The organism is Micromonospora sp. C28ISP2-4 (assembly GCF_030519385.1).
GTDB classification, from domain to species: domain Bacteria; phylum Actinomycetota; class Actinomycetes; order Mycobacteriales; family Micromonosporaceae; genus Micromonospora; species Micromonospora tulbaghiae.
In genome coordinates, this window is the sequence record NZ_JAUMKG010000006.1 from 441,673 (window position 1) to 465,829 (window position 24,157).

General features: G+C 72.8%; 18 protein-coding genes. 11 read left to right on the plus strand and 7 right to left on the minus strand.

Going from position 1 to position 24,157, the window contains the following annotated elements:
* Positions 1 to 27: 27 nt before the first annotated feature.
* The 7 genes from Q3W68_RS22975 to Q3W68_RS23005 all read left to right on the plus strand — a co-directional run bounded on the left by Q3W68_RS22975 (position 28) and on the right by Q3W68_RS23005 (position 9,841).
* Positions 28 to 1,098, plus strand: coding sequence for an ABC transporter substrate-binding protein (locus Q3W68_RS22975; RefSeq protein ID WP_302907424.1), 1,071 nt, complete (start codon positions 28 to 30; stop codon positions 1,096 to 1,098).
* Complete coding sequence (locus Q3W68_RS22980) at positions 1,088 to 2,632, plus strand: sugar ABC transporter ATP-binding protein (protein ID WP_302907425.1); 1,545 nt, start codon at positions 1,088 to 1,090, stop codon at positions 2,630 to 2,632. The genes Q3W68_RS22975 and Q3W68_RS22980 overlap by 11 nt, the downstream gene beginning before the upstream one ends.
* Positions 2,629 to 3,699, plus strand: coding sequence for an ABC transporter permease (locus Q3W68_RS22985; protein ID WP_120569492.1), 1,071 nt, complete (start codon positions 2,629 to 2,631; stop codon positions 3,697 to 3,699). Before Q3W68_RS22980 ends, Q3W68_RS22985 begins: the two co-directional genes overlap by 4 nt.
* Positions 3,696 to 4,688: a galactofuranose ABC transporter, permease protein YjfF gene (yjfF, locus tag Q3W68_RS22990; protein WP_302907426.1), complete on the plus strand. Its 993-nt coding sequence runs from the start codon at positions 3,696 to 3,698 to the stop codon at positions 4,686 to 4,688. Before Q3W68_RS22985 ends, yjfF begins: the two co-directional genes overlap by 4 nt.
* 26 nt (positions 4,689 to 4,714) lie before the next feature.
* Complete coding sequence (gene araA / locus Q3W68_RS22995) at positions 4,715 to 6,217, plus strand: L-arabinose isomerase (RefSeq protein ID WP_302907427.1); 1,503 nt, start codon at positions 4,715 to 4,717, stop codon at positions 6,215 to 6,217.
* A gap of 247 nt (positions 6,218 to 6,464) precedes the next feature.
* Positions 6,465 to 8,534, plus strand: coding sequence for an RICIN domain-containing protein (locus Q3W68_RS23000; RefSeq protein WP_302907428.1), 2,070 nt, complete (start codon positions 6,465 to 6,467; stop codon positions 8,532 to 8,534).
* Between the two features lie 317 nt (positions 8,535 to 8,851).
* Complete coding sequence (locus Q3W68_RS23005; protein WP_302907429.1) at positions 8,852 to 9,841, plus strand: LacI family DNA-binding transcriptional regulator; 990 nt, start codon at positions 8,852 to 8,854, stop codon at positions 9,839 to 9,841.
* Positions 9,842 to 9,988: 147 nt separating this feature from the next.
* On the opposite strand, the gene Q3W68_RS23010 is transcribed toward Q3W68_RS23005, so the two are convergent.
* Genes Q3W68_RS23010 through Q3W68_RS23020 form a run of 3 tightly spaced genes read right to left on the minus strand, consistent with a single transcriptional unit; the run spans position 9,989 to position 12,401 of the window.
* Positions 9,989 to 10,594 (minus strand): copper resistance CopC family protein, encoded by a 606-nt coding sequence (locus Q3W68_RS23010; protein ID WP_302907430.1) that lies wholly within the window; start codon positions 10,592 to 10,594, stop codon positions 9,989 to 9,991.
* Between the two features lie 20 nt (positions 10,595 to 10,614).
* Positions 10,615 to 11,841: a Dyp-type peroxidase gene (locus Q3W68_RS23015; RefSeq protein WP_302907431.1), complete on the minus strand. Its 1,227-nt coding sequence runs from the start codon at positions 11,839 to 11,841 to the stop codon at positions 10,615 to 10,617.
* The gene (locus tag Q3W68_RS23020; protein WP_302907432.1) at positions 11,838 to 12,401 is read right to left on the minus strand and encodes a copper chaperone PCu(A)C; all 564 of its coding nucleotides are present in this window, start codon (positions 12,399 to 12,401) and stop codon (positions 11,838 to 11,840) included. Before Q3W68_RS23020 ends, Q3W68_RS23015 begins: the two co-directional genes overlap by 4 nt.
* Positions 12,402 to 12,629: 228 nt before the next feature.
* Here Q3W68_RS23020 and Q3W68_RS23025 point away from each other — a divergent pair, with 228 nt between their 5' ends.
* Complete coding sequence (locus Q3W68_RS23025) at positions 12,630 to 13,034, plus strand: Fur family transcriptional regulator (RefSeq protein WP_013286817.1); 405 nt, start codon at positions 12,630 to 12,632, stop codon at positions 13,032 to 13,034.
* Between the two features lie 138 nt (positions 13,035 to 13,172).
* Here the strand turns inward: Q3W68_RS23025 and Q3W68_RS23030 are convergent, their stop codons facing one another.
* Positions 13,173 to 18,638, minus strand: a complete 5,466-nt coding sequence (locus Q3W68_RS23030) for a carboxyl transferase domain-containing protein (protein ID WP_302907433.1) — start codon at positions 18,636 to 18,638, stop codon at positions 13,173 to 13,175.
* 235 nt (positions 18,639 to 18,873) lie between these two features.
* A complete protein-coding gene (locus Q3W68_RS23035) occupies positions 18,874 to 19,104 on the minus strand; it encodes a DUF2188 domain-containing protein (RefSeq protein WP_091042624.1) in 231 nt (76 codons plus the stop codon).
* Positions 19,105 to 19,281: 177 nt separating this feature from the next.
* On the opposite strand from Q3W68_RS23035, the gene Q3W68_RS23040 reads away from it, so the two are divergent.
* Complete coding sequence (locus Q3W68_RS23040; protein ID WP_302907434.1) at positions 19,282 to 19,932, plus strand: bifunctional 2-polyprenyl-6-hydroxyphenol methylase/3-demethylubiquinol 3-O-methyltransferase UbiG; 651 nt, start codon at positions 19,282 to 19,284, stop codon at positions 19,930 to 19,932.
* Positions 19,933 to 19,944: 12 nt separating this feature from the next.
* Here Q3W68_RS23040 and Q3W68_RS23045 read toward each other — a convergent pair whose 3' ends face one another.
* Both Q3W68_RS23045 and Q3W68_RS23050 read right to left on the minus strand, forming a co-directional pair.
* A complete protein-coding gene (locus Q3W68_RS23045) occupies positions 19,945 to 21,147 on the minus strand; it encodes a sugar efflux transporter (RefSeq protein ID WP_302907435.1) in 1,203 nt (400 codons plus the stop codon).
* A 56-nt stretch (positions 21,148 to 21,203) separates the two neighbouring features.
* Positions 21,204 to 22,778 carry an FMN-binding glutamate synthase family protein gene (locus Q3W68_RS23050; RefSeq protein WP_302907436.1) on the minus strand — a complete coding sequence of 525 codons (1,575 nt, stop codon included), beginning with the start codon at positions 22,776 to 22,778 and terminating at the stop codon, positions 21,204 to 21,206.
* A 40-nt stretch (positions 22,779 to 22,818) separates the two neighbouring features.
* On the opposite strand from Q3W68_RS23050, the gene Q3W68_RS23055 reads away from it, so the two are divergent.
* Both Q3W68_RS23055 and Q3W68_RS23060 read left to right on the plus strand, forming a co-directional pair.
* Positions 22,819 to 23,427, plus strand: a complete 609-nt coding sequence (locus Q3W68_RS23055; protein ID WP_368045763.1) for an RNA polymerase sigma factor — start codon at positions 22,819 to 22,821, stop codon at positions 23,425 to 23,427.
* Positions 23,420 to 24,133 (plus strand): hypothetical protein, encoded by a 714-nt coding sequence (locus Q3W68_RS23060; protein ID WP_302907438.1) that lies wholly within the window; start codon positions 23,420 to 23,422, stop codon positions 24,131 to 24,133. The genes Q3W68_RS23055 and Q3W68_RS23060 overlap by 8 nt, the downstream gene beginning before the upstream one ends.
* The last annotated feature ends 24 nt before the right edge of the window (positions 24,134 to 24,157 follow it).

Genomic DNA, 24,157 nt, shown 5'->3' on the forward strand with positions numbered 1-24,157 from the left:
GGAACATCCAACCCCGGAGGAGAATCGATGAGAAGCAGGAGCACGGCACGCACGGTCGTGGCGGCCTTCGCCGGCGTGCTGCTCGCCGCCAGCATGGCCGCGTGCGGCAACAGCGACACCGGCGGCGGTTCCGGCGACGGCAACGACAAGATCGTCCTGGGCTTCTCCCAGGTGGGCGCCGAGAGTGGCTGGCGCACCGCCAACACCACCTCGATCAAGGAGGCGGCGACCACTGCGGGCATCGAGCTGAAGTTCGACGACGCGCAGCAGAAGCAGGAGAACCAGATCAAGGCGATCCGCAACTTCATCCAGCAGAAGGTCGACGTGATCGCCTTCTCGCCGGTGGTGGAGTCCGGCTGGGACACCGTGCTCAAGGAGGCCAAGGACGCGAAGATCCCGGTGATCCTGACCGACCGCGCCGTCGACTCGGCCGACAAGTCGCTCTACAAGACGTTCCTCGGCTCGGACTTCGTCAAGGAGGGCCGCCTCGCCGGCGAGTGGCTGGTGGAGCAGAAGAAGGCGGCGTCCGGCCCGGTGAACATCGTGGAGCTTCAGGGCACCACCGGCTCGGCGCCGGCGAACGACCGGAAGAAGGGCTTCGCCGAGGCCATCGCGGCCAACCCGAACCTGAAGATCGTCGCCTCCCAGTCCGGTGACTTCACCCGCGCCGGCGGCAAGCAGGTGATGGAGCAGTTCCTCAAGGCCAACCCGAAGATCGACGTGCTCTTCGCGCACAACGACGACATGGGCCTGGGCGCGCTCGAGGCGATCACCGCGGCCGGCAAGACGCCCGGCAAGGACATCACCATCATCACCGTCGACGCGGTCAAGGACGGCATGCAGGCCCTCGCGGACGGCAAGTTCAACTTCATCGCCGAGTGCAGCCCGCTGCTCGGCCCGCAGCTGATGGAACTGGTCAAGAAGGTCAAGGCCGGCGAGGAGGTGCCCGCCCGGATCGAGACCGAGGAGACCACGTTCACCCAGGAGCAGGCCAAGGCGCTGCGCCCAACCGCAAGTACTGGAGTCACCGGGGTCGCCGTCGCGGCCGACGGCGACCCCGTACCGCGTCGAAGAAGGGTCCGATGGGATGACGGGTAACCGTCCGGTCCTGACCATGACCGGCATCAGCAAGACCTTCCCCGGGGTCCGCGCGCTGCACGACGTCGACTTCCGGCTGTTCCCGGGCGAGGTCCACGCCCTGATGGGCGAGAACGGCGCCGGCAAGTCCACCCTGATCAAGGTGTTGACCGGCGTCTACGGGACCGACGCGGGCGTCGTCACGCTCGGCGGCGAGCAGGTCTCGTTCACCGGTCCGATGCAGGCCGCCGCGGCCGGCGTCAGCACCGTCTACCAGGAGGTCAACCTCTGCACCAACCTGTCGGTGGCGGAGAACGTCTTCATCGGCCGGGAGCCCCGCCGGCTCGGCGCGGTGCGCTGGGGCGAGATGCGCCGCCGGGCCCGCGACCTGCTGGCCCGGCTCGACCTCGACCTCGACGTCTCCGCGCCGCTCGGCTCGTACTCGCTCGCGGTGCAGCAGATGGTCGCCATCGCCCGGGCGATCGACGTGCGGGCCCGGGTGCTGATCCTGGACGAGCCGACGTCCAGCCTGGACGCCGGCGAGGTGGCGCAGCTGTTCCGGATCATGCGGCAACTGCGTGACGAGGGGATCGCGATCCTGTTCGTCACCCACTTCCTCGACCAGGTCTACGGCATCGCCGACCGCATCACAGTGCTGCGCAACGGCCGGCTCGTGGGGGAGTACCGCACGGAGGAACTGCCGCAGTTCAGCCTGGTCGAAAAGATGATCGGGCAGGAGCTGGACGTGCTGGAGCGGCTCGACGAGCAGCAGAAGCGCGCCACAGTCGACGCCGACGACGACGAGGCCCCGCTCGTGGACGCGGCCGAGCTGGGCCGGCGCGGCGCGGTCGCCCCGTTCAGCCTGCGCATCCACGCCGGTGAGGTGGTCGGCCTGGCCGGCCTGCTCGGCTCCGGCCGGACCGAGGTGGCACGGCTGATCTTCGGCGCGGACCGGGCCGACCACGGCCAGGTCCGGCTCGACGGCGGCCGGGCGCCGGTGCGCAACCCGATCCAGGCCATCGGTCAGGGCGTCGGGTTCTGCTCGGAGAACCGCCGGGCCGAGGGCATCGTCCCGGAGCTGTCGGTCCGGGAGAACATGATCCTGGCGATGCAGGCCGCGCGCGGCTGGCTGCGCCCGATCCCGCGCCGCCGCCAGGACGAGCTGGTCCGCAAGTACATGGAGGCGCTCAGCATCCGTCCGGCCAACCCGGAGCTTCCGGTGCGCAACCTCTCCGGCGGCAACCAGCAGAAGGTGCTGCTGGCCCGCTGGCTGATCACCGAGCCGCGTCTGCTGATCCTCGACGAGCCGACCCGGGGCATCGACGTCGGCGCCAAGGCCGAGATCCAGAAGCTGGTGGTGCAGCTCTCCGACGGCGGCATGGCGGTGCTGTTCATCTCCGCCGAGCTGGAGGAGGTGCTGCGCCTGAGCCACCGGGTCGCGGTCATGCGCGACCGGGAGATGGTCGCCCAGCTCGACAACGACGACACGCTCGACGCCGACCGCGTCATGCGCACCATCGCCAGTGGAACGCCCCGGGAGGAGGTGACCCGATGACCGCCGTCGCCGACCGCCTCCGCCCGCTGACCGGCCACCGCCTGTTCTGGCCGGCGCTCGTGCTCGTGGTCATGATCGCCGCGAACACCGTCTACCGTCCCGGCTTCCTCGCCGTCGAGGTCAAGAACGGCCACCTGTACGGTACGCCGATCGACATCCTCCGGCTGAGCGCGCCGCTGATCCTGGTCGCGCTCGGAATGACGCTCGTCATCGCCACCGGCGGCATCGACCTGTCGGTCGGCTCGCTCTGCGCGATCAGCGGCGCGATCGCCTGCCTGCACATCAGCGGGGCGGCCGACCAGAACAGCCCGGCCACTGTGGCCACCGCGCTCGCCCTGGCCTTCGGCGCGGCGCTCGTGCTCGGCGCCTGGAACGGAATACTCGTGGCGGTCATCGGCATCCAGCCGATCATCGCCACGCTGATCCTCATGGTGGCCGGGCGGGGCATCGCCCAGCTGGTCACCGAGGGCCAGATCATCACGATCAACTCCGGTCCGTACCGGGCGATCGGGCTCGGGCACTTCCTGACCCTGCCGCTGGCCATCCTGATCGCGCTCGCCGCGGCGCTGCTCGTGGCCGCGTTCACCAGACGCACCGCGCTCGGGCTGATCGTCGAGTCGGTCGGCGGCAACGCCGAGGCCAGCCGGCTCGCCGGCATCCGGTCGCGGCGCATCGTCTTCCTCGTCTACGTGATCAGCGCCGTCTGCGCCGCGCTCGCCGGTTTCATGGTCACCGCGAACGTCTCCAGCGCCGACGGCAACGCCGCCGGCCTGTGGATCGAACTCGACGCGATCCTGGCGGTCGTCATCGGCGGCACCTCGCTGGCCGGCGGCCGGTTCTCCCTCGGCGGCACCGTCCTCGGTGCGCTGATCATCCAGACCCTCACCACCACCGTGTACGCCATGAACATCTCGCCGCAGACGTCACTGCTGTTCAAGGCCGTCGTCGTCATCGCCGTCTGCCTCGTCCAGGCCCCGGCGTTCCGTGCCCGGCTGCGCCGGCGCCGGCGCGGGGCCGAACCCGGCCCGGCGGCCCCGCAGCGGGAGAAGGAGCAGGTGCCGGCATGAGCAGCACGTCGTTGACCACCGGCCGGTCCTGGCGGCCCAGCCTGCCCCGGCGCCACGTCCCGGTGCTGGCCACGCTCGCCCTGCTGCTGGTCATGTACGGCATCGGCGTGTCCCAGTACCGCGCCTTCTCCAACGTCCAGGTCGTCTTCAACGTCTTCATCGACAACGGCTTCCTGCTCGTCGTCGCGGTCGGCATGACGTTCGTGATCCTCACCGGCGGCATCGACCTGTCCGTCGGCTCCGTGGTGGCGATGACCGCCATGGTGTCGGCGTCGCTGCTGCGCGACGGCCTGCCCGCGGCCCTGGTGCTGGTGATCGCGCTGCTGATCGGCCCGACGCTCGGTTTCCTGATGGGCTGCGCGATCCACTTCTTCGAGATCCAGCCGTTCATCGTCACACTCGCCGGGATGTTCTTCGCCCGCGGCATGTGCACGTTCATCAGCGACTCCTCCATCTCCATCACCGACGGTTTCTGGACCTCGATGTCGCAGCAGCGTATCGGCGACCCGGCCGGCACCTTCGTGTCGATCAGCGTCCTGATCGCGTTCGCGGTGGTGCTGATCGCGGCGTACGTGCTGGCGTACACCCGGTTCGGCCGCAACGTGTACGCGGTCGGCGGCAACGCGCAGTCGGCGCTGCTGATGGGCCTGCCGGTGGCGCGGACCAGGATCGCCGTCTACACGATCAGCGGGCTCTGCTCGGCGATCGGCGGCATCCTGCTGTCGTTCTACACGCTCTCCGGCGCGCCGCTGATCGCCGTCGGGATGGAGCTGGACGTGATCGCCGCTGTGGTGATCGGCGGCACCGTGCTCACCGGCGGGTCCGGGTACGTCTTCGGCACCGTGCTCGGTGTGCTGGTGCTGGGCGTGATCCAGACCCTGATCACGTTCGACGGCAGCCTCAACTCCTGGTGGACCAAGATCGTGATCGGCGGCCTGCTGTTCGCGTTCATCCTCCTCCAGCGCCTCATCGGCATCCGGTTCAAGTGACGGTTCCTAGCGCGGAAGGCAACAACATGGCAACTCACCCCCAGCCCGAGGTCTGGTTCCTCACCGGCAGCCAGGGCCTCTACGGCGAGGACACCCTGCGGCAGGTCGCCGAGCAGTCCCGGCAGATCGCCGCGCGCCTGGACGAGTCGCCGGACATCCCCGTACGCGTGGTCTGGAAGCCGGTCCTCACCTCCAGCGCGGACATCCTCGCGGCCTGCCGGGACGCGGCCACGCAGGGCGCGGTCGGGGTGATCGCCTGGATGCACACGTTCTCCCCGGCCAAGATGTGGATCTCCGGGCTGGACGCGCTGCGCACGCCGCTGCTGCACCTGCACACGCAGGCCAACGTGGCGCTGCCGTGGGACGAGATCGACATGGACTTCATGAACCTCAACCAGGCCGCGCACGGCGACCGGGAGTTCGGGTTCATCCAGACCCGGCTCGGGGTGGCCCGCAAGACCGTCGCCGGCCACGTCACCGACCCCCGGGTCGTCGGGCGGGTCGCGGCGTGGGCCCGCGCCGCGATCGGCTGGTCGGCGGTGCGGACGCTGCGGCTGGCCCGCTTCGGCGACAACATGCGCGACGTCGCGGTCACCGAGGGGGACAAGGTCGAGGCCGAGCTGCGCTTCGGCGTCTCGGTGAACACCTACGGCGTCAACGACCTGGTCGCCGCCGTCGACCAGGTGCCCGAGGCGCAGGTCGACGACCTGGTGAAGGAGTACGACGACACCTACCGCGTCGCGTCCGAGCTGCGGCCCGGCGGGGACCGGCACGACTCGCTGCGGTACGCGGCGCGCCAGGAGCTGGGTCTCCGCGCGTTCCTCGACGCCGGTGGTTTCCGGGCGTTCACCACGAACTTCGAGGATCTCGGCGGGTTGCGGCAGCTCCCCGGGATCGCGGTGCAGCGCCTGATGGCCGACGGCTACGGCTTCGGCGGCGAGGGGGACTGGAAGACCTCGGTGCTGGTGCACACGCTCAAGGCGATGGCCGCCGGCGTGCCGGGGGGCACCTCGTTCATGGAGGACTACACCTACGACCTGACGTTCGGTCAGGAGCTGATCCTCGGCGCGCACATGCTGGAGGTGTGCCCGAGCATCGCCGCCGACGTGCCGAGCGCGGAGGTGCACCCGCTGAGCATCGGCGGGCGGGAGGACCCGGTACGCCTGGTCTTCGACGCGGCGCCCGGCCCGGCTGTCGTGCTGGGCATGGCGGACATGGGGGAGCGGTTCCGGCTGGTCGCCAACGCGGTGGACGTGGTGCCGCCGCCGCATCCGCTGCGCCGCCTTCCGGTGGCCCGCGCGGTGTGGCGTCCGCAGCCCGACCTGGCCGGGTCGGCGGAGGCGTGGATCACCGCCGGCGCGCCGCACCACACCGTGCTCTCCCAGGCCGTCGGCGTGGAGGAGCTGCGCGACCTGGCCGCGATGGCCCGGACCGAGCTGGTGGTCATCGACGCCGAGACGCGCCCGCACCGCTTCGCCGACGAGCTGCGCTGGAACCAGGCGTACTACCGGCTCGCCCGGGGTTTCTGAGCCGCCTCGCGCCGTCCGTGCGGCCCGCGTGGCGGGCGGCGCGTTACGCCTTGACGAACGGCATGTTATCGCTCACAGTCGATGGATAGGGTCACCGGCACCGCTCGCGGGCCGTTCCGGGCGCGATCTGCGCCGCAGTTGCCAGGGATCCGACTCTCGCCTGGGTGGGCGTCGCTGTTAGCGATAACGCTGCCGTCGTCGGCGCGTGCCGCCGTGCCCGGGCTCCGGTCGACGAAGGAGGATCGTGGTGACGGCTCGACTGTCCCGTGGACGTGGAAGGCTGTCCCGGCTGCTGGCCGGGATGGTCGCGCTGCTTGTCGGCGGCGTGGTGGTGGGCGCCGTGCCCGCGCCGGTATCGGCCGCCACTGTGGACACCGGCGCGTACTACGTGCTGGTGAACCGCAACAGCGGCAAGGCGCTGGACCTGTACAACCAGGCCACCAACGACGGCGCGCGGATCACCCAGTGGACGCGCAACGACGGCGCCTGGCAGCAGTGGCAGTTCGTGGACTCCGGCGGTGGCTACTACCGGCTGCGCTCCCGGCACTCGGGCAAGGTGCTCGACGTGACCGGCGCGTCCACCGCCAACGGCGCGGCAGTGGTCCAGTGGACCGACCACGGCGGCACCAACCAGCAGTTCCGGCTGGCCGACTCCGACAGCGGGTACGTCCGGCTGATCAACCGGAACTCGAACAAGGTGATGGAGGTGCAGAACGCCTCCACCGCCGACGGCGGCAACATCGTGCAGTACGACGACTGGAACGGCGCGAACCAGCAGTGGCAGCTCGTCCGCGTCGGCGACAACCCCGGCAACCCGGGCGGCAGCTTCACCAACCCGGCCGTCTGGCAGGACTTCGCCGACGTCGACATCATCCGGGTCGGCGACGTCTACTACATGTCCGCCTCCACCATGCACTACTCGCCGGGCGCACCGGTGCTGCGCTCCTGGGACCTGGTGAACTGGGAGTTCGCCGGGCACTCCGTACCGCGGCTGGACTTCGGCTCCAAGTACGACCTGAGCAGCAGTGAGCACGCGTACGTGGACGGCATCTGGGCGTCGACGCTGAACTACCGGCCGAGCAACCGCACGTTCTACTGGGCCGGCTGCATCGACTTCGCGCAGACCCACATCTACACCGCCGCCGCCGTCGACGGCGCGTGGAACCGCCTGGCCACCATCCCCAACTGCTACTACGACGCCGGCATGCTGATCGACGACAACGACACCATGTACGTCGCGTACGGCAACGGCACGATCAGCGTGGCCCAGCTGTCCGCCGACGGGCGCAGCCAGGTCCGGGCCCAGCAGGTCTACCAGACGCCGTCGAGCATCGGCACGCTGGAGGGCGCGCGCTTCTACAAGCGCAACGGCGCGTACTACATCTGGCTGACCCGGCCGGCCAACGGCCAGTACGTGCTGAAGTCCACGAACGGCCCGTTCGGCCCGTACGAGCAGCGGCAGGTGCTGCTCAACCTGCCCGGCCCGATCTCCGGGGGCGGCGTGCCGCACCAGGGCGGGCTGGTGCAGACGCAGACCGGCGCCTGGTACTACATGGCGTTCACCGACGCCTACCCGGGCGGGCGGATGCCGACGCTGGCGCCGATCACCTGGACCTCCGACGGCTGGCCGCAGGTGCAGACCGTCAACGGCGCCTGGGGCGCGAGCTACCCCAACCCGCTGCCGACCCGCCCGGTCAAGCCGCTCACCGGCACCGACACGTTCTCCGGCACCACGCTCGGCGTGCAGTACGAGTGGAACCACAACCCGGACAACAGCCGGTGGTCGGTGAACAACGGCCTGCGCCTGCAGACCGCCAGCGTCACGAACGACCTGTACCGGGCCCGCAACACGCTCACCCACCGCATTCAGGGCCCCACCTCGACCGGCACGATCGAGCTGGACTACTCGACCATGCGCGACGGTGACCGGGCCGGCCTGGCGATGCTGCGGGACAGTTCGGCCTGGATCGGCGTACGGCGTGACAACGGCGCGACCCGGGTGGTGATGACGAACGGCCTGACCATGGGCTCGAACAACTGGAACACCACGAGCACCGGTACGGAGATCGCCGGCGCGGCGGTGTCCGGCGGGCGGATCTGGTTGCGGGCCAACGCCGACATCCGGCCCGGTTCCGGACGGCAGGCGCGGTTCTCCTACAGCACCGACGGGGTGAACTTCGTGCCGCTCGGGAACGCGTTGACGCTCAACAACGCGTGGCAGTTCTTCATGGGGTACCGGTTCGGCTTCTTCAACTACGCCACCCAATCGCTCGGTGGCGCGGTGACGGTGCGGCAGTTCTCGCTGACGACGCCGTGACAACGGTCACCATTCACGGGCGTTGACACATCTGCAATAGCCCGGGGTGGGGCACCGGCAATCGCCGGAAATGCCGCACCCCGGGCTCAATTCCACAGCTTCCGAGCTGCCTGTTCACGCCGCTGCGTAACGGAAGGGAATGAGCCGTCGGCCGATTCCGCGATATCGCCGCGCCACGATGTGAACGGTCGATCCACGGTGCCGATACCGGTGCGACCGCTGGCGTAGACTGTCGCCACCCGGGCCGGTCCGGTCGAGATCGACCGGGTGTGGCCGCGGGCAGTGGCGAAAGTGAGGTGGCCGTGCGCGGTCCTGCGATGACGGACGTGGCCCGCCTCGCCGGGGTGTCGCACCAGACGGTCTCCCGGGTGCTCAACGGGCACCCCAACGTGCGCGAGCAGACCCGGCTGCGGGTGCAGGCCGCCATCACCGAACTCGGCTACCGGCCCAACCGCGCGGCCCGGGCGCTGGTGACCGGCCGGTCCCAGGTGATCGGTGTGGTCGCGCAGAACACCACGCTCTACGGCCCGGCGTCGCTGCTCGCGGCGTTGGAGCAGGCGGCCGCCGAGGCCGGTTTCGCGGTGAGCGTGGGCAGCGTCCGCGACCTCGACCACCGTTCCATCTCGGCCGCCGTGGAACGGCACCTGGCGCACCGGGTCGCCGGCATAGTGGTCATCGCGCCGGTCGAGTCCGCCGGCGAGGCACTGGAACGGCTGCCGCAGGACGTGCCGCTGGTGACTGTCGACGGTGACCCGCGCCGGCCGATCCCGCTGGTGACGGTCGACCAGGTCGCCGGCGCCCGGGCCGCCACCGAGCACCTCCTCGCCGCCGGGCACCGCACGGTGTGGCACGTGTCCGGCCCGTCGGACTGGTTCGACAGCGCCGGCCGGATCGAGGGGTGGCGGGAGGCGCTGCGGCAGGCCGGCGCCGAGATCCCGCCGCTGGTCCCGGCCGACTGGTCGGCGGCGGCGGGCTACCGGTGCGGGCAGATGCTGGCCCGGATGCCGGAGGTCACCGCCGTCTTCACCGCCAACGACCACCTGGCGCTGGGCGTGCTGCGGGCGCTGCACGAGCACGGCCGCCGGGTCCCCGACGACATCAGCGTGGTCGGGTTCGACGACGTGCCGGAGGCGGCGTACTTCATCCCGCCGCTGACCACGGTGCGACCGGACTTCGGCGCGGTCGCCGCGGCCAGCCTCGACCTGCTCCTGGCCCAGATCGAGTCGCAGACCGCCGGGCCGCTGCGGCAGACGATCGCGCCGACGCTGGTGCCGCGCCGCAGCGTCGGCCCGCCGCCCGCCCGCTGAGGCGGTCGCGACCCGCCCACCGTCGCCGGCCGGGTCAAGGGCCGGCGCGCGCTCACCCGCTGCGGGCCCGTCGAGACGGTCGCGGGTCGCCTACCCGTGGCCGGCCCACTCAACTTGTGGCCCGACCTGCCGTGCAAGGTCCGGTCGTCAGTGGTCCGTGCGACGAGCGCGCGCCCGGCGCGCGAGCAGCAGCACGATTCCGGCGATCACGAGCAGACCGGCGACCGCCCCGCCCGCAAGCAGCGCGACCGGCGGGCCGTCGTCGCCGGACCGCGCCCCGGAGGCGTCCTGCTCGCCCGCGCCGTCCACCCCGGCCGGCGTGGGAGTCGCCGTCGGTGTGGGAGTCGCCGGCGACGCGGGAGCCGACGGCGCGGGCGCGGCCGGGTCGGCGACTGTGAAGCGGTACGACCCCTGGACCGGGTGGCCGTCGCGGGAGACCACCCGGTAGGCGACGGTGTAGGTGCCGTTGGCCAGCGGCTCGTCGATCGTCACCGTGCCGGTTGCGTCGTCCACCGCCGGTGCGGAGGTGGGCACCGTGCGCTGACCGGCGTCGCTGACCGTGATGGTGGTGAACGAGGGGTTCAGCCGTTGCAGAAACCGCAGCGTGACCTGTGTCGGCGCGGTGGTGAGCCGGGCGTCGCGCGACGGCGTGGCCTCCTGGAGCGAGTTGTGCGCCGCCGCGGGCGTGGCCGGGACCAGCAGCAGCGCGGTGAGGGCCGCGGCGAGCAGCGCGGTGACGGAACGGGTACGCATCACGGGCCTTCCTGTGGTGGTCAGCCGAGCAGTTGCCGGCCGATCCAGCCGCCCTCGGGGTAGCCGGGCGGTACGGCGAACACGGCGGAGCCGATCGGGGTGGTCCACTCGTTGAGCAGGTCGCGCTCGGCGAGCCGGCGTTGGACGGGCAGGAACTGGCGGGCGATGTCGGCCTGGTACGAGGCGAAGACGAGCCCGCTGTCCGCGTCGCCCTCGGGGGTCGGCACACCGTCGTAGTTGTAGGGCCGGCGCAGGATCTTCTGCCGGTCGTCGGTGACGCGGGCCCGGGTCAGGTGCGAGAAGTCGGGGATGACGGTGAGCCCGTCCGGGCCGAGCGCGGCGAAGTCCGGCTCGTCGTGCTCGGCCCGGCCGGTCAGCGGCGCACCGGTGTCGAGGCGCCGCCCGACGGCGAGTTCCCGGTCGGCACGGCCCAGCAGGTCCCAGGTCTCCAGGTTCATGCTGATCCGCCGCACCACGAGCGTGGTCGAGTCGCGCAGCCAGTCCGGTCCGTCGGTCACCCAGACGGCGGTGTCCGCCGGCGTGCCGGGCTTCGGGTTGGCGGTGCCGTCGAGCTGCCCGAACAGGTTGCGCTGGGTACGCCCCGGCTCGGCGCCGGCCGCGCGGCGGAAGCCCTGCTGCACCCAGCGGACGACGGCGAACGGGCGGCTGTCCTTGACCAGGACCCGCTGGGCGTGGGCGACGGTGAGCGGGTCGTCGGCGCAGATCTGGAGCAGCAGGTCCCCGCCGGACCAGCGGGTTTGCAGCCGGTCGATGCCGAACGCGGGCAGCTCGGCCACCGAGGCGGGCCGGCGGTCGTCGAGCCCGGCGGCGGCGTAGAGCCCGGGACCGAAGCCGAACGTGACCGTGAGCCGGGCGGGCAGCGCGCTCAGTTCCGGCTCGGTGTCGGCCAGCGCCGGGCGGCCCTGGGTGAGCCGGGCCGCGTCGTCGGAGAGCAGCCGCAGCATCCGCCCGAGAGCGGCCCGGTCGGTGCCGGGGCGCAGCGTGAACGCGACGAACGCCGCGTGTGCCTGCGGGTCGGTGGTGACCCCGGACTGTCGGGTGCCGTGGAACGGCTCGACCGCGCTGCCGACCCGGCCCACCGGGACGGCGTCGTCGGGGCGTACCCCGTGGGAACGGACGGCGGCGAGGGCGCCGGCGCCGGCGAGCGCGCCCCCGGCGGCCATCGCGCCGCCGGTGAGCAGGCCACGCCGGCTCACCCGGCGGGCGGGTGTGCCGGTGCCGGTCATGAGGCCGGGCTCGCTCCGTGTCCGGGCGCGTAGGACTCCTGGGCGCCGGTGAACGGCTTCGCCACGGCGGTGAACGTCTGGGTCCGGCCGTCGGCGAAGGTGAGCGTGATGTCGAGCTGGTCGCCAGCCCGCACCGGACGGGTCAGGTCCATCAGCATCAGGTGGTCGCCGCCGGGTTCCAGGGCGGCCCGGGAGCGGGCGGCGACCACGACGCCGCCCTGCTTCTGCCGCATCGCCGTCTTCCCGTCGGTCATGGCCATCTCGTGGATCTCGGCCCGGGACACGTCGGTGGTCACCCCGGTGATCGTGACGTCGGTGTCGCCGTCGTTGGCGAGCGTGGCGAACGCGGCCGTCATGCCCTTGTCGGCGGCCTTCACCCACGGGTCGCGGACGGTGAGCACGCCCGCCGCCGCGCTCGCCGACGCCGAGGTCGCGCCCGACGCCGGCGGGGCGGCGGACGGCGTGCCGGCGGATCCGCAGGCGGCGACCGACGCGGCGAGCACGGCGGCGCCGATCAGGGCCGTCGGGCGCAGCAAGCGGCGGCTCGTGGTGCTGGGCATGACGTCGTCCCCCTCGAAGATCCGGTGTTCGTACGGTTTGTCGGCGCGGTGCGCCGGATAGTTCCGGCCGGGGCGGTCGGGCACGTCACACCAGGCGGCGGAGCGTCGCGGGTCCGGGATCGGCGGTGTGCCCGGAAGGCATAATGGTTCCGGGTGTCACGTGGCGCGCCGGGCGCGGCCGCGGCCGGACGAGGGTGCCGGGCGGGCGCCCGGACGAGGGAGGCGACGGTGACCCAGGCGACGACCGGGGCGACCCGCAACACCCGTCAGCGCGCCGAGGTGCTGGCGCTGCTGCGGGAGTTGGACGGCTTCCACAGCGCGCAGCAGCTGCACCAGATGCTCGTCCAGCGGCAGGCGAAGGTCGGCCTGACCACGGTGTACCGGACGCTCCAGATGCTCGTCGACAACGGCGAGATCGACTCGGCGCGGCTGCCCGGCGGTGAGCACCTCTACCGCCGGTGCAGCCAGAGCCGCCATCACCACCACCTGGTCTGCCGCCGCTGCGGCCGGGCCGTGGAGGTGGCCGGCCCGGCCGTGGAGCGGTGGGCCGACCAGGTCGCCGCCCAGCACGGCTTCACCGACGTCGGGCACACCCTGGAGATCTTCGGCACCTGCGACCGCTGCGCCGCCTGAGGGCGAGCGCGCGGATCGGCGAGCTGACGAACACGGTTCCCGTTACCGGTTCGCACGCGCCGCGTCCGGCCGAGCACCGGCGCATGCGAAACGGCGGGCGGACCCGTGGGCCCGCCCGCCGTCCGGCGGTGGAACGTGTCAGCGCAGGCGCGCCTCGATCGCCTCGATGACGCGGGGTCGCAGCTCGGCGGCGCGGACCACCGCGTCGACCGAACCGACCTCGACCGCCCGCTGGATGCTGTGCACCCGGTCGAACTCGGCGGCCACCTCGCCCAGCTTCTCCGCCCGCACCGACGAGCGCAGCTCGTCCAGCTCGGCGGTGAGCGTCGCCCGCTCGGTACCGGCCGCTGCGGCGACCTTCGCCTCCAGGTCGCGTACCCGGGGATCGGCGGCGGTGCGGGCGGCGACCTCGCCGGCGAACACCACGGCGGCGGCGGGCGCGCCACCGAGCACCGAGGCGAACGACCCCTCGATCGCCAGCACCGTCATGTCCGGGTTGAGCGCCTTGGAGAAGACCACGAACGCGCCGCCGTGGTAGCGCGAGATCACGCAGAACACGATCGGGCCGCGGAAGTTGACGATCGCCCGGCCGATCTCCGCGCCATACTCCAGTTGCAGCTTGCGCATCGACTCGGGTGAGCCGTCGAAGCCGGACAGGTTGGCCAGCACGACCAGCGGCCGGTTGCCGCTGGCCGCGTTGATCGCCCGCGCGGCCTTCTTCGACGAGCGCGGGAACAGCGTGCCCGCGGTGTACGTGTCCGGACCGTCGGTGGGCGGGAAGCCGTGCCGGGGCACCGAACGGGACTCGATGCCGAGCAGGCACACCGGGATGCCGCCGAGGTGCACGTCCTGCACCACAGCGGTCTCCGCGTCGGCCATGCCGGCCCACCGCTCCAGCACCGGGTGGTCCTGGTCCGCGAGCGCCCGCATGACGGTCCGGATGTCGAACGGCTTCTTGCGGTCCGGGTTCGCGGTGGCGGAGAAGATCTCGCCCACCGTGGCGAAGTCGCTGCCGGCCACCGCGTGCGGGTAGCCGCAGATGTCCCTGTCCACCGGGTCCATGGTGACGGCCCGGCGCGGGGCGTGCTCGCCCGGCGCCACGTACGTGTGGTCGTAGTGCGCCATCAGCACGGCCCGTGCGGCCGGCAGGTCCGGCGCCCAGTACTGCGCCTGCCCGTTCGGGCCCATCACCCGGTCGTAGCCGCCGATGCCGAAGTTGTCCTCGGCGGAGACGCCGCCGGAGAAGTCGAGCGACTGCTTGCCGGTGAGCACCATCGCCGAGTCCGGCGTCATGACCAGCACACCCTTGGTGTGCATGAGCATCGTCGCCTCGGCGTTCCAGTACGGCTGGGCGCCGACGTTGATGCCCGCCACCACGATGTTGATCTCACCGCCGTCCTGGGTGAACTCGACGATGCGCTTGAGCGCCGCCGCCACCCAGTCCATGTTCTCGGTGCCGGACGTCATCGAGATCCGGGCGCCGGCGCTCAACGCGTACCACTCCAGCGGCACGCCCATCCGCTGCGCCAGGTCCAGCGCGGCGATCACCCGCCGGCACTCCGGCTCGGACAGCGCGCCCAGCGACTTGGTCGGGTCGCCGAGCAGCACCACCCGGGTCACGCCCTGCGGGTGCCGCGGCGTCGGCGTGGTCACCACGCCGGCGACGATCGCTGCGGTGTTGCGGCCCTTCGGCCGGTCCACCGGCACGAGCCGGTGGTCCGCGTCCAGGTCGTGCTCGACGAAGTCGCCGAGCAGGCCGGTCAGCTCGTACGGGTAGACCGTGTTGCGCCCGGCCGCCCGCAGCACCTTCAACCGGTAGTCGTCCAGCGGCTCGACCGGCTCGGCCGGCGGCTCGCCCACCGTCAGCTGCGCGTGCCCGGTCACGTCGAACGTGATCCGCACGCCGACCTTGGTCAGCTCGCCGGTACGGCGGTCGCGCTGCCGCGCGATGAACAGGATCTCCTCCAGTTCGGCGCCCACAGTGGTCGGGCGCACCCGCCCGGCGATCAGCTCCATCTCCTCGCGGGTCAGCTCGCTCGGCGGCCACACATAGACGACGATCCGGTTGGTCGGGAACCGTGACTTCGACGGCCGCCGCGACTGCGCCCGGCGGATCGAGTCGATGCAGGCCGCCACCGTGTCCTCGGTGGTCGGCAGCGCCACCAGGCGGCCGTCCTGCTCCCGCAGCTCGGTCAGGTCACGTACCTGCGCGAACGCCACCAGCCGCTGGTCGGACGGGTTCTGCCGGGCGACCGCCTGGAACAGGTAGACCTCCTCGTCCAGCGACGGCAGCCGGGTCAGGTCGAACTCGCGCAGTCGTTCCAGCTGCATCCGCTGCGCGATGTACGGGTGCAGGCCCCGGATCAGCCGCTCCTCGGCCATCCCGCCGCCCTCGGTCGGGCGGAACGTCACGTGGTGGTGCATCACCGCGCCGGCGCGCCCGGCGACGGTGGTGGTGAGGCGGCGTACCTGCCGCGGCAGGGGGTGCGCGTTCACCACCTCCAGCAGGGCGGCGGCGGTGGCGTCCAGGTCCTCCGGCTGGTTCTCCCAGGCGAGGTAGACGTCCGCGTCGACGGCCTCGCAGTCCCGGGCCACCTCGGCCAGGCCGCGCAGCGCGTCGCCGAGCGCGTCGAAGCGGACGGCGGCCGAGACCACGCTCGACCCGTCCCGCCGGGCCACCACGAACGTGCAGCCACCGGCGGTGCGGGTGGTGACCTCGGTCAACGCCTTGTTGCCGTAGTAGCGGCGGGTCAGCACCTCCAGCATGGCCGCGTTGTCCACGTCGTTGCGGACCAGGCGCTGACCGAGCAGCCGGACCAGCGGCTCGGTGCTGCGCACCATCTCGGCGATCCGCTCGGCGCGGTCCGGCGCGTCCGGCTGGGCGTCGAGGTGCCGCAGGTGGGTGCGGACCCGGGCGTAGACGCGGGCCCGGTTGCGGCGCAGCAGCGGCTGGGCGAACCAGGCGAACACCACGCCCCGGGCCAGGTCGGCGACCACCGGGAAGCGGACCTGGGTGGCCGCGACGAGCCGCTCCAGCGCGAGACCGGCCGGCTCGCGCAGCGCCTCGTCCGGCGGCGGCTCGCGCAGCCACGAGCGCAGCAGCGCGGCGATCACAGTGGCGTCGGCGGCGGCCCGCTGCTGGGCCAGGAAGATCCGGAAGACCGCGGCCTCCAGTTCGGGGGAGCGGTCCAGTTCGGTGACGCCGTAGTGGGCGAGCGCCTTCGCGAGGCGGGCCCGGAACGACTCGGGGGAGCCGGCCCGCTCGACGTCGAGGCTCTGCAGGTAGGTGTGGAAGTACTCGCGGGCGCTGTGCACGTGCCCGCCCGGTCCGTCGTCGCCGCCGGGCCGGTTCCGGCTCAGCTCCGCCAGGTCGGCGAAGACGCCGACCAGTTCCAGTTCCTCGGCCAGTGGCCGGTGCCCGGCCTCGGTGGCCGCCCGCCGCGCGTCCAGGTAGTCGTCGAGCACCCGGCGCTCGTCGTGCGGGTCCACGTCGTAGCCGAGCAGCAGCGCGCACAGGTCCTCCTGGCCGCGCTCGGCCCGGGACCGCGCGGGCACGTCCGCGGGCGCGGCGGGCAGGTCCAGCTCGACCGCCGGTCCGGCCGGGCCGGCGGCCGCCTCGGTGCCCTCCTCGGCGATCGGCTCCAGGCGCAGCAGCGGCGCACCGGCCTCCACCTGGGTGCCGACCACCACCGACGACTCCTTGAGGCGGGCCCGGAACGGCGCCCGCAGCACCGTCTCCATCTTCATCGCCTCCAGCACCAGCACCGGCGCGCCGGCCTCGACCTCCGCGCCGACCTGAAGCGGCGTGGCGACCACCAGCGCCGGCATGGGGGAGCGCAGCACGCCGCCCTCGTCGCGGCTGATCCGGTGCGTCACGCCGTCCACCTCGACCAGGTGGACCGGGCCGTGGGTGTCGGTGAGCAGGCGGAACCGGGCGCCGTTGACGGCGATCTGGCCGGTGTGCCGGTCGAAGCGGTCCAGCTCGACGTCGGCGGTGCGGACGTCGCCACCGGCCTCGACGCCGACGCGGAACCGGTGCGCGCCGACCCGGGCCACCCGCATCCGGTAGGTCACGCCGCGCAGCTTCAGGTCCAGCGGCCGGCCGCTGCGGTGCTGCACCTGCGGGCGTCCACCGGCTGCCGTGGACAGCAGCCGCTGCCGTTCGGCGGTCTCGTCCTCCTCGTACGCCTCGATCGCGGCGGCGGCCAGCGCCACGGCGGAGTGCCGGTGCGCGACCAGGCGGCCCTCGCCGCGTACCCGGTCGATCCAGCCGGTGTCCGCGCTGGCGTCGATCACCTCGGGCTGGTCGAGCAGGTCGAGCACGAAGCTCTTGTTCGTCGCGCCGCCGGCGATGACCACAGTGGTGTTCGCCATCGCCCGGCGCAGGCGGCCCAGCGCCTCGTCGCGGTCCCGGCCGTACGCGATGATCTTGGCGATCATGGAGTCGAAGTCGGCGGGGATGGTGTCGCCCTCGCTGACCCCGGTGTCGACCCGGATACCGGGTCCGGCGGGCAGGTCCAGGCGGGTGATCCGGCCGGGGGAGGGGGCGAAGTCGCGGTCCGGGTCCTCGGCGTTGAGCCGCGCCTCGATCGCGTGCCCGCGCTCGACCGGCGGCTCACCGGTCAGCCGGCCGCCGCCGGCCACGTGCAGCTGCGCCTTGACCAGGTCGAATCCGGTGGTCGACTCGGTGATCGGGTGCTCGACCTGCAGGCGCGTGTTGACCTCCAGGAACGCGAACAGCCGGTCGCCCGGGTGGTAGAGGAACTCGACTGTGGCCGCGCCCCGGTAACCGACGGCGACCGCCAGCCGCTCCGCCGACGCCTTCAGCTCGGCGGTCTGCTCCGGGCTCAGCACCGGGGAGGCGGACTCCTCGATCACCTTCTGGTTGCGCCGCTGCACGGAGCAGTCCCGTACCCCGAGCGCCCACGCGGTGCCCTGACCGTCCGCGATCACCTGGACCTCGACGTGCCGGGCGCCGGTGACCAGGCGCTCCAGGAACACCACGCCGCTGCCGAACGCCCGCGCCGCCTCCTGGCTGGTGCGCTCGTACGCGTCGGCCAGTTCGGCGTCGCTGCGGATCACCCGGATGCCGCGCCCGCCACCGCCGGCGGTCGCCTTCAGCATCAGCGGGTAGCCGATCGTGGCCGCCGCGCGCAGCGCGTCCTCGAGGCTCTCCACCGCGCCGCGGCTCCACGGCGCGACCGGCACGCCGACCTCCTCGGCGATCAGCTTCGCGCCGATCTTGTCGCCGAGCTTGCGCATGGCGTCCGGGCTGGGCCCGACGAACGTTACGCCGATCTTCTCGCACAGCTCGGCGAACGCCGGGTCCTCGGCCACGAAACCCCAGCCCACCCACGCGGCGTCCGCGCCGGTCTCGACCAGCGCGCGCTCCAGGGCCTTCAGGTCGAGGTACGGGCGGGCGGATGCGGGACCCAGGTCGTAGGCGACGTCCGCCTCGCGGACGAAGGTGGCGGTACGGTCGACGTCGGTGTACAGCGCGACGGTCTCGATCCGGCTGCCGGTCTCCGCGGCCAGTTCCCGGACCGCGTGGATGAGCCGCATCGCGGCTTCACCACGGTTGACGATGGCGACACGGGTGAACACGTGACCGTCCCCTTCGGTTGACCCACTCCTGCGCGCCGGGCGCGGCGATGCCCCCGGCTCGCCTCACCTTTCCGGCTGTGCGCGGGCGGCGCCATGTCGTAACGGCCGAAGCCTGAGCGGGGACCGTTGTAGGAACCGAACAAAAGTTTTTAGCCAGCCACTCACTACCCGCCGGTACGCGCTACGGCGCCGGACCCGTGCGGGTCCGGCGCCGTGACGGGACTGCGGTGCGGGCTCAGCCCGGGATGTCCCGGGGGTCGCGCTCGCGGGGGTACGTGTTCTTCTCGCCGATCGTGCCGTCCTGCTTCTTGATCACGTGCTCGGTGCCGCGCTCGGCCGCCATCTCCCGGCCGGCCGCCTCGGCCTCCGCCTTGGTGTCGTGGCGGCTGGTCGCGCGCTCGTTGCCCTCCGGGCGGTTCTTCCACTGCCCGTCCTGCTGGTAGGTGTCGATGTCGCCCTTCGCCATGCCGTCAGCTCCCTCGTTCGCGTGCCTGATGACAAATGTCTGCCCACGGGCGCGGTGCGCTAATCCTGCGGTCGCTCGGCGGTTTGCCGGAACGGCAAGGTTCCTTGCTGCGCGGCGGGCGGCGGCGCACGATTGCGGTGACCCGGGCACCAGGGGCCCGGCGGCGAGGAGGCAGACATGACGGGGCACCACCACGAGCATCCGGCGGCGGACACCGACCCGGCCCGGTTCTGGGACGAGCGGTACGGCCAGCAGGACCGGATCTGGAGCGGCCGGGTCAACCCGGTCCTGGCCGAGGTGGCCGGCGCGCTGCCCCCGGGCACCGCGCTCGACCTGGGTTCCGGTGAGGGCGGCGACGCGGTGTGGCTGGCGTCGAAGGGATGGCGGGTCACCGCCGTGGACATCTCGTCCGTCGCGCTGGACCGCCTCGCCGTCGAGGCCGAGCGGGCCGGGGTGACCGACCGGATCACCACCGTCCGGCACGACCTCACCCAGGGCTTCCCGCCCGGCCGGTACGACCTGGTGTCCGCGCAGTTCTTCCAGTCGCCGCTGGTCCTGCCCCGGGAGAAGGTGCTGCCTCCGGCGGCCGAGGCGGTCGCGCCCGGCGGCCGGCTGCTCGTCGTCGAGCACGGCGCGCCGCCGCCGTGGGCCGGGCCCGACACCGGCCACCACCGGTTCGCCGAACCGGAGGAGATCCTGGCCGCGATGAGCCTCGACCCGGACGGCTGGGACACCGAGCGCCTCGGCGCGGCGCGCCGTACCGCCACCGGTCCGGACGGCCGGACCGGTGAGCTGATCGACCACGTGGTGCTGGTGCGGCGCCGCTGACCGCCGCGCCGGTCAGGCCCGGGCCTGCGGCCGGGTCAGCAGGAGCACCAGCAGCCCGGCCGCGCACAGCGCGGTGCTCATGCCGTACGCCCAGCGGTAGCCGACCTGCGCGGAGAGCCCGAGCAGCGGCCCGGCGAGCATGGCGCCGATCGGGAACGTGTTCGTGAACAGCGTGGTGGCCCGGCCCGGCTCGCCGGGCAGCAGATCCTGCACGTAGGCGATTCCGACGCCGGACACTGCGGCGATGAACAGCGCGTTCACCGGCTGCGCGAACAGCAGGACCGGCACGCTCGGCGCCAGCGCGGCGGTCGCGTAGTAGGCGACCCCGCAGGCGCCGCCGACCAGGACCAGCAGCCGCAGCCGGACCCGCGCGGTCAGCGCGCCCAGCCCGAGGATCAGCGGGATCTCCAGCGCCGCGCACAGGCCCAGCACCAGCCCGGCGCGGGAGGGGTCGTCGTTCAGTTCGGTGTCGATGAACAGCGGCATCGCCTGCACGCCGACCGTCAGCGGGCACTGGAGCAGGACGAACGTGAGCGCCGTCAGCGCCAGCCGCAGCCGGGACGCGCCGGGCGGGCCCGGCGCGGCGCCGTCCGGATCTGCCGCGACCGGCCGCGCCGGCAGCGGCAGCTCCTCCAGCCGGAACGCGGCCACCAGCGCGGCCAGCGCGTACATGACGGCGGCCATGCCGTAGACCAGGCGGAAGCCACCGACGTCGAGCAGCACCGCGGCCAGCGCCGGCCCGGCCACCCAGGCCAGCGAGAACACGGTACGCATGAGGCTGACGCCGAACGCGGCCCGCGCCGGATCGTCCCTGTCGAACAGCGCCCGGGTGTACGCGAACGACTGCGGGAACAGCGAGTTCGCCAGTGCCGTGGCGGTCGCGGTGAGCCCCAGCAGGATCCAGTAGTCGCGGACGTACGCGGTCAGGCCCGCGCCCACCACGCCGGCCAGCGCGGCGCCGACCAGCAGCGCGCGCCGGATCGGCAGGCGGTCCGACAGCCGACCGATCAGCGCGGAGGCGACCACCCCGGACAGCGGGGCGACGACCAGGAACACGGTCACCCGCAACGGACTGGCGTGGACCTCGCGGTCGAGGAACAGCGACAGGAACGGCAGCACCACGGCGGTGGAGAGGCCGACGGTCAGGAACACCACACCCAGCGGGAGCAGCCGGAATCGGCCGGCGCGCACCGCCGGCCTCGTGTCCACAGCCATGCGGCGGACTGTACGCGGCGACGGCCCGGCGGCCGACCGAGTTTCCGCCGCCCGGGCTAGCCCACGGCGGTGGGGGAGGGCGGCGCGCTGCTGCCCTGCGGCGCCTCGGCCGTCATCAGCCGGACGATCTCCGCCCGGTCGGCTGCCGACGGCATCCCCCACTCCGGGCGGTAGCCGAACGCCCGGTCCAGCGGGGTCGAGGAGGTCCGGCCGTCGAGGATCTCCACCGAGTCGGTGCCGATCAGCCCGGGGTGCTCGACGCCGCACGCCTCGGCCACCTTGACCAGGTCGCGGCGCAGCGTGCGGATGTAGTTCGCGGCCCGCACCGACTTGCGGGCCGGGTCCAGCCCTCGGGCCAGCCAGGCGTTCTGTGTGGCGACGCCGGTCGGGCAGGTGTCGGTGTGGCACTTCTGCGCCTGGATGCAGCCGATCGCCAGCATCGCCTCCCGCCCGACGTTGACCATGTCGGCGCCGAGCGCGAACGCCACCACGGCGTTGTCCGGCAGGCCCAGCTTGCCCGCGCCGACGAACACCACGCTCTCGTGCAGGTCGCGTTCGGCGAAGGTCCGGTAGACCCGGGAGAAGCCCTGCTGGAACGGCAGCGACACCGAGTCGCTGAAGATCAGCGGCGCGGCGCCGGTGCCGCCCTCGCCGCCGTCCACGGTCACGAAGTCCACGCCGCGCCCGGTGTCGCGCATCAGCGTGGTCAGCTCCTCCCAGAACCCGAGGTCGCCGACGGCGGACTTGATGCCGACCGGCAGGCCGGTCTCGGCGGCGAGCAGCTCCACCCAGTCCAGCAGGCTGTCGCAGTCGGAGAACTCGGCGTGCCGGGACGGGCTCACGCAGTCGCGTCCGACCGGGATGCCACGGGTGGCGGCGATCTCGGCGGATACCTTCGCCGCCGGCAGCAGACCACCGAGGCTCGGCTTGGCGCCCTGGCTGAGCTTGATCTCCAGGGCGCGTACCGGCGCCGACGCCACCAGGTCCTTGAGGCGTTCCAGGCTGAAGCGGCCCTGCTCGTCGCGGCAGCCGAAGTACGCGGTGCCGAGCTGGAAGACCAGCTCGCCGCCGTTGCGGTGGTACGGCGACAGCCCGCCCTCGCCGGTGTTGTGCAGGCAGCCAGCCAGCGCGGCGCCCCGGTTGAGCGCCTCCACCGCGTTGCCGGACAACGAACCGAAGCTCATCCCGGAGATGTTGACGACCGACTGCGGCCGGAACGCGTGCGCCCGGCCGCGCGCCGCGCCGAGCACCTTGGCGCAGGGCAGCGTCACGTCGTGCCCGGCGGTCGGCGCCGACGGCGGGACCGCCCGGCCGAACGTCCGGTGCTTGATGATCGGATAGCCGGCGGTGTGCTCGATGTCGTTGTCGGTGCCGAAACCGAAGTAGTTGTTCTCCTGCTTGGCCGAGGCGTACACCCAGCGCCGCTGGTCGCGGGTGAACGGCCGCTCCTCGTCGTTGCCGGCCACGATGTACTGCCGCAGCTCCGGGCCGATCGACTCGAGCAGGTACCGGGCCCGGCCCAGCACCGGGAAGTTGCGGCGCAGCGCGTGGTCGCGTTGCAGCAGGTCCCGCGCCGCCAGCGCGGCGACGGCGGTGACGGCTGCGGGTACGGCTCTCTTCGCCCAGCTCATCCCGCCACTCTTTCCGCCCTGGCACCCGGTCAAACGCCGGATGGAACCCGGCCGCCCCGGGCGGTGTCATGGAAGCGGACCGACGGAGGCTGCCCTGGACGACGACGAACTCGTCACCCGCGTACGCGCCGGCGACCGGGAGGCGTACGACGCCCTGGTCGCCCGGCACACCGCGTCCGCGTACCGGACGGCGGTGCTGCTGGGGGCCGGTCCGGACGCCGAGGACGTGGTCCAGGAGGCGTTCGTGAAGGCGTACCGGAAACTGTCCCGCTACCGGGGCGAGGCGGGTTTCCGGTCCTGGCTGCTCGCGATCGTCGCGAACGAGACCCGGAACCTGCACCGGGCGCGCACCCGGCGGGACGGGCTGACGCTGCGCGCGGCGGCGGCGGACCCGGTCGCGGCGGTCACCGCCGACGACGGGCTCGACGCCGTGCTGGCGGCCGAACGCCGGGCCGCGCTGGTCGGGGCGCTGCGCCGGCTGCCCGGGCGCGACCGGGAGGTGATCGTCTGCCGGTACCTGCTCGACCTCGGCGAGGACGAGACGGTGACAGTGCTGGGGCTGCCCCGGGGCACCGTGAAGTCCCGGACCCACCGGGCGCTGGCGAAGCTGCGTGCCCTGCTGGACCGGGAGGTGGCGCACCGTGGATGACCTGGAACGGGAGCTGCGTGAGCTGACCGGCTGGCTGGAGCCGGCGCGGACGCCCGACCTCACCGCGCGGGTCCGCGCCCGGCTCGACGCGCCCGCGCCGCGCCGCCGGTGGCGGTACGTGCTGGCCGCCGCGCTCGCCGCCCTGCTCGTGGCGGCGCTGCCGCCGGGGCGGGCCGCGCTCGCCGGCGCGGTGATCGGACTGCTGCGGATCTCCGGGGTCGTCGTCGACACGGCACCCGCGCCGCCACCGACGGGTACACCCTCGCCGCTGCCCGCGCAGCACCAGGTCGCGCTCGCCGAGGCGCAGCGGCAGGTCCGCTTCCCGATCCGCGTGCCGGCCCGCCTCGGCCCGCCGGAACGCGTGCTCGTCGCCGATCCGGACGGTGCCGGCGCCCACCGGGTCGTCAGCCTGCTCTACCGGGGCGGGACGGTGCGGCTGGACGCCTTCGACGGCTCGCTCGACATCGTGTTCCACAAGCGGTCGGCCGGAGCGGACGTGACGCTCACCCAGGTCGGCGGCGAGTTCGCGATCTGGGTGGGCGGTCCGCACGCGTTGGCCTACGTGGACCGCTCGGGCACGGAACGGGTGGCGACCGCACGGTTGTCCGCCGCCACGCTGATCTGGGAGCGGGCCGGGGTGAGCTACCGGCTGGAGGGCGACCTCACCCGTGAGCAGGCCCTGGACGTGGCGTCCTCGGTGGAGTGAGCGCGGCGGGAACCTCGGGGCGCC

Excerpts from the sequence above, each read along its gene's own strand:
- Q3W68_RS22975 (WP_302907424.1), top strand. The coding sequence starts at position 28 with ATGAGAAGCAGGAGCACGGCACGCACGGTCGTGGCGGCCTTCGCCGGC.
- Q3W68_RS22980 (WP_302907425.1), top strand. The coding sequence starts at position 1,088 with ATGACGGGTAACCGTCCGGTCCTGACCATGACCGGCATCAGCAAGACC.
- Q3W68_RS22985 (WP_120569492.1), top strand. The coding sequence starts at position 2,629 with ATGACCGCCGTCGCCGACCGCCTCCGCCCGCTGACCGGCCACCGCCTG.
- yjfF (WP_302907426.1), top strand. The coding sequence starts at position 3,696 with ATGAGCAGCACGTCGTTGACCACCGGCCGGTCCTGGCGGCCCAGCCTG.
- araA (WP_302907427.1), top strand. The coding sequence starts at position 4,715 with ATGGCAACTCACCCCCAGCCCGAGGTCTGGTTCCTCACCGGCAGCCAG.
- Q3W68_RS23005 (WP_302907429.1), top strand. The coding sequence starts at position 8,852 with ATGACGGACGTGGCCCGCCTCGCCGGGGTGTCGCACCAGACGGTCTCC.
- Q3W68_RS23010 (WP_302907430.1), bottom strand. The coding sequence starts at position 10,594 with ATGCGTACCCGTTCCGTCACCGCGCTGCTCGCCGCGGCCCTCACCGCG.
- Q3W68_RS23015 (WP_302907431.1), bottom strand. The coding sequence starts at position 11,841 with ATGACCGGCACCGGCACACCCGCCCGCCGGGTGAGCCGGCGTGGCCTG.
- Q3W68_RS23020 (WP_302907432.1), bottom strand. The coding sequence starts at position 12,401 with ATGCCCAGCACCACGAGCCGCCGCTTGCTGCGCCCGACGGCCCTGATC.
- Q3W68_RS23035 (WP_091042624.1), bottom strand. The coding sequence starts at position 19,104 with ATGGCGAAGGGCGACATCGACACCTACCAGCAGGACGGGCAGTGGAAG.
- Q3W68_RS23040 (WP_302907434.1), top strand. The coding sequence starts at position 19,282 with ATGACGGGGCACCACCACGAGCATCCGGCGGCGGACACCGACCCGGCC.
- Q3W68_RS23045 (WP_302907435.1), bottom strand. The coding sequence starts at position 21,147 with ATGGCTGTGGACACGAGGCCGGCGGTGCGCGCCGGCCGATTCCGGCTG.
- Q3W68_RS23050 (WP_302907436.1), bottom strand. The coding sequence starts at position 22,778 with ATGAGCTGGGCGAAGAGAGCCGTACCCGCAGCCGTCACCGCCGTCGCC.
- Q3W68_RS23055 (WP_368045763.1), top strand. The coding sequence starts at position 22,819 with ATGGAACCCGGCCGCCCCGGGCGGTGTCATGGAAGCGGACCGACGGAG.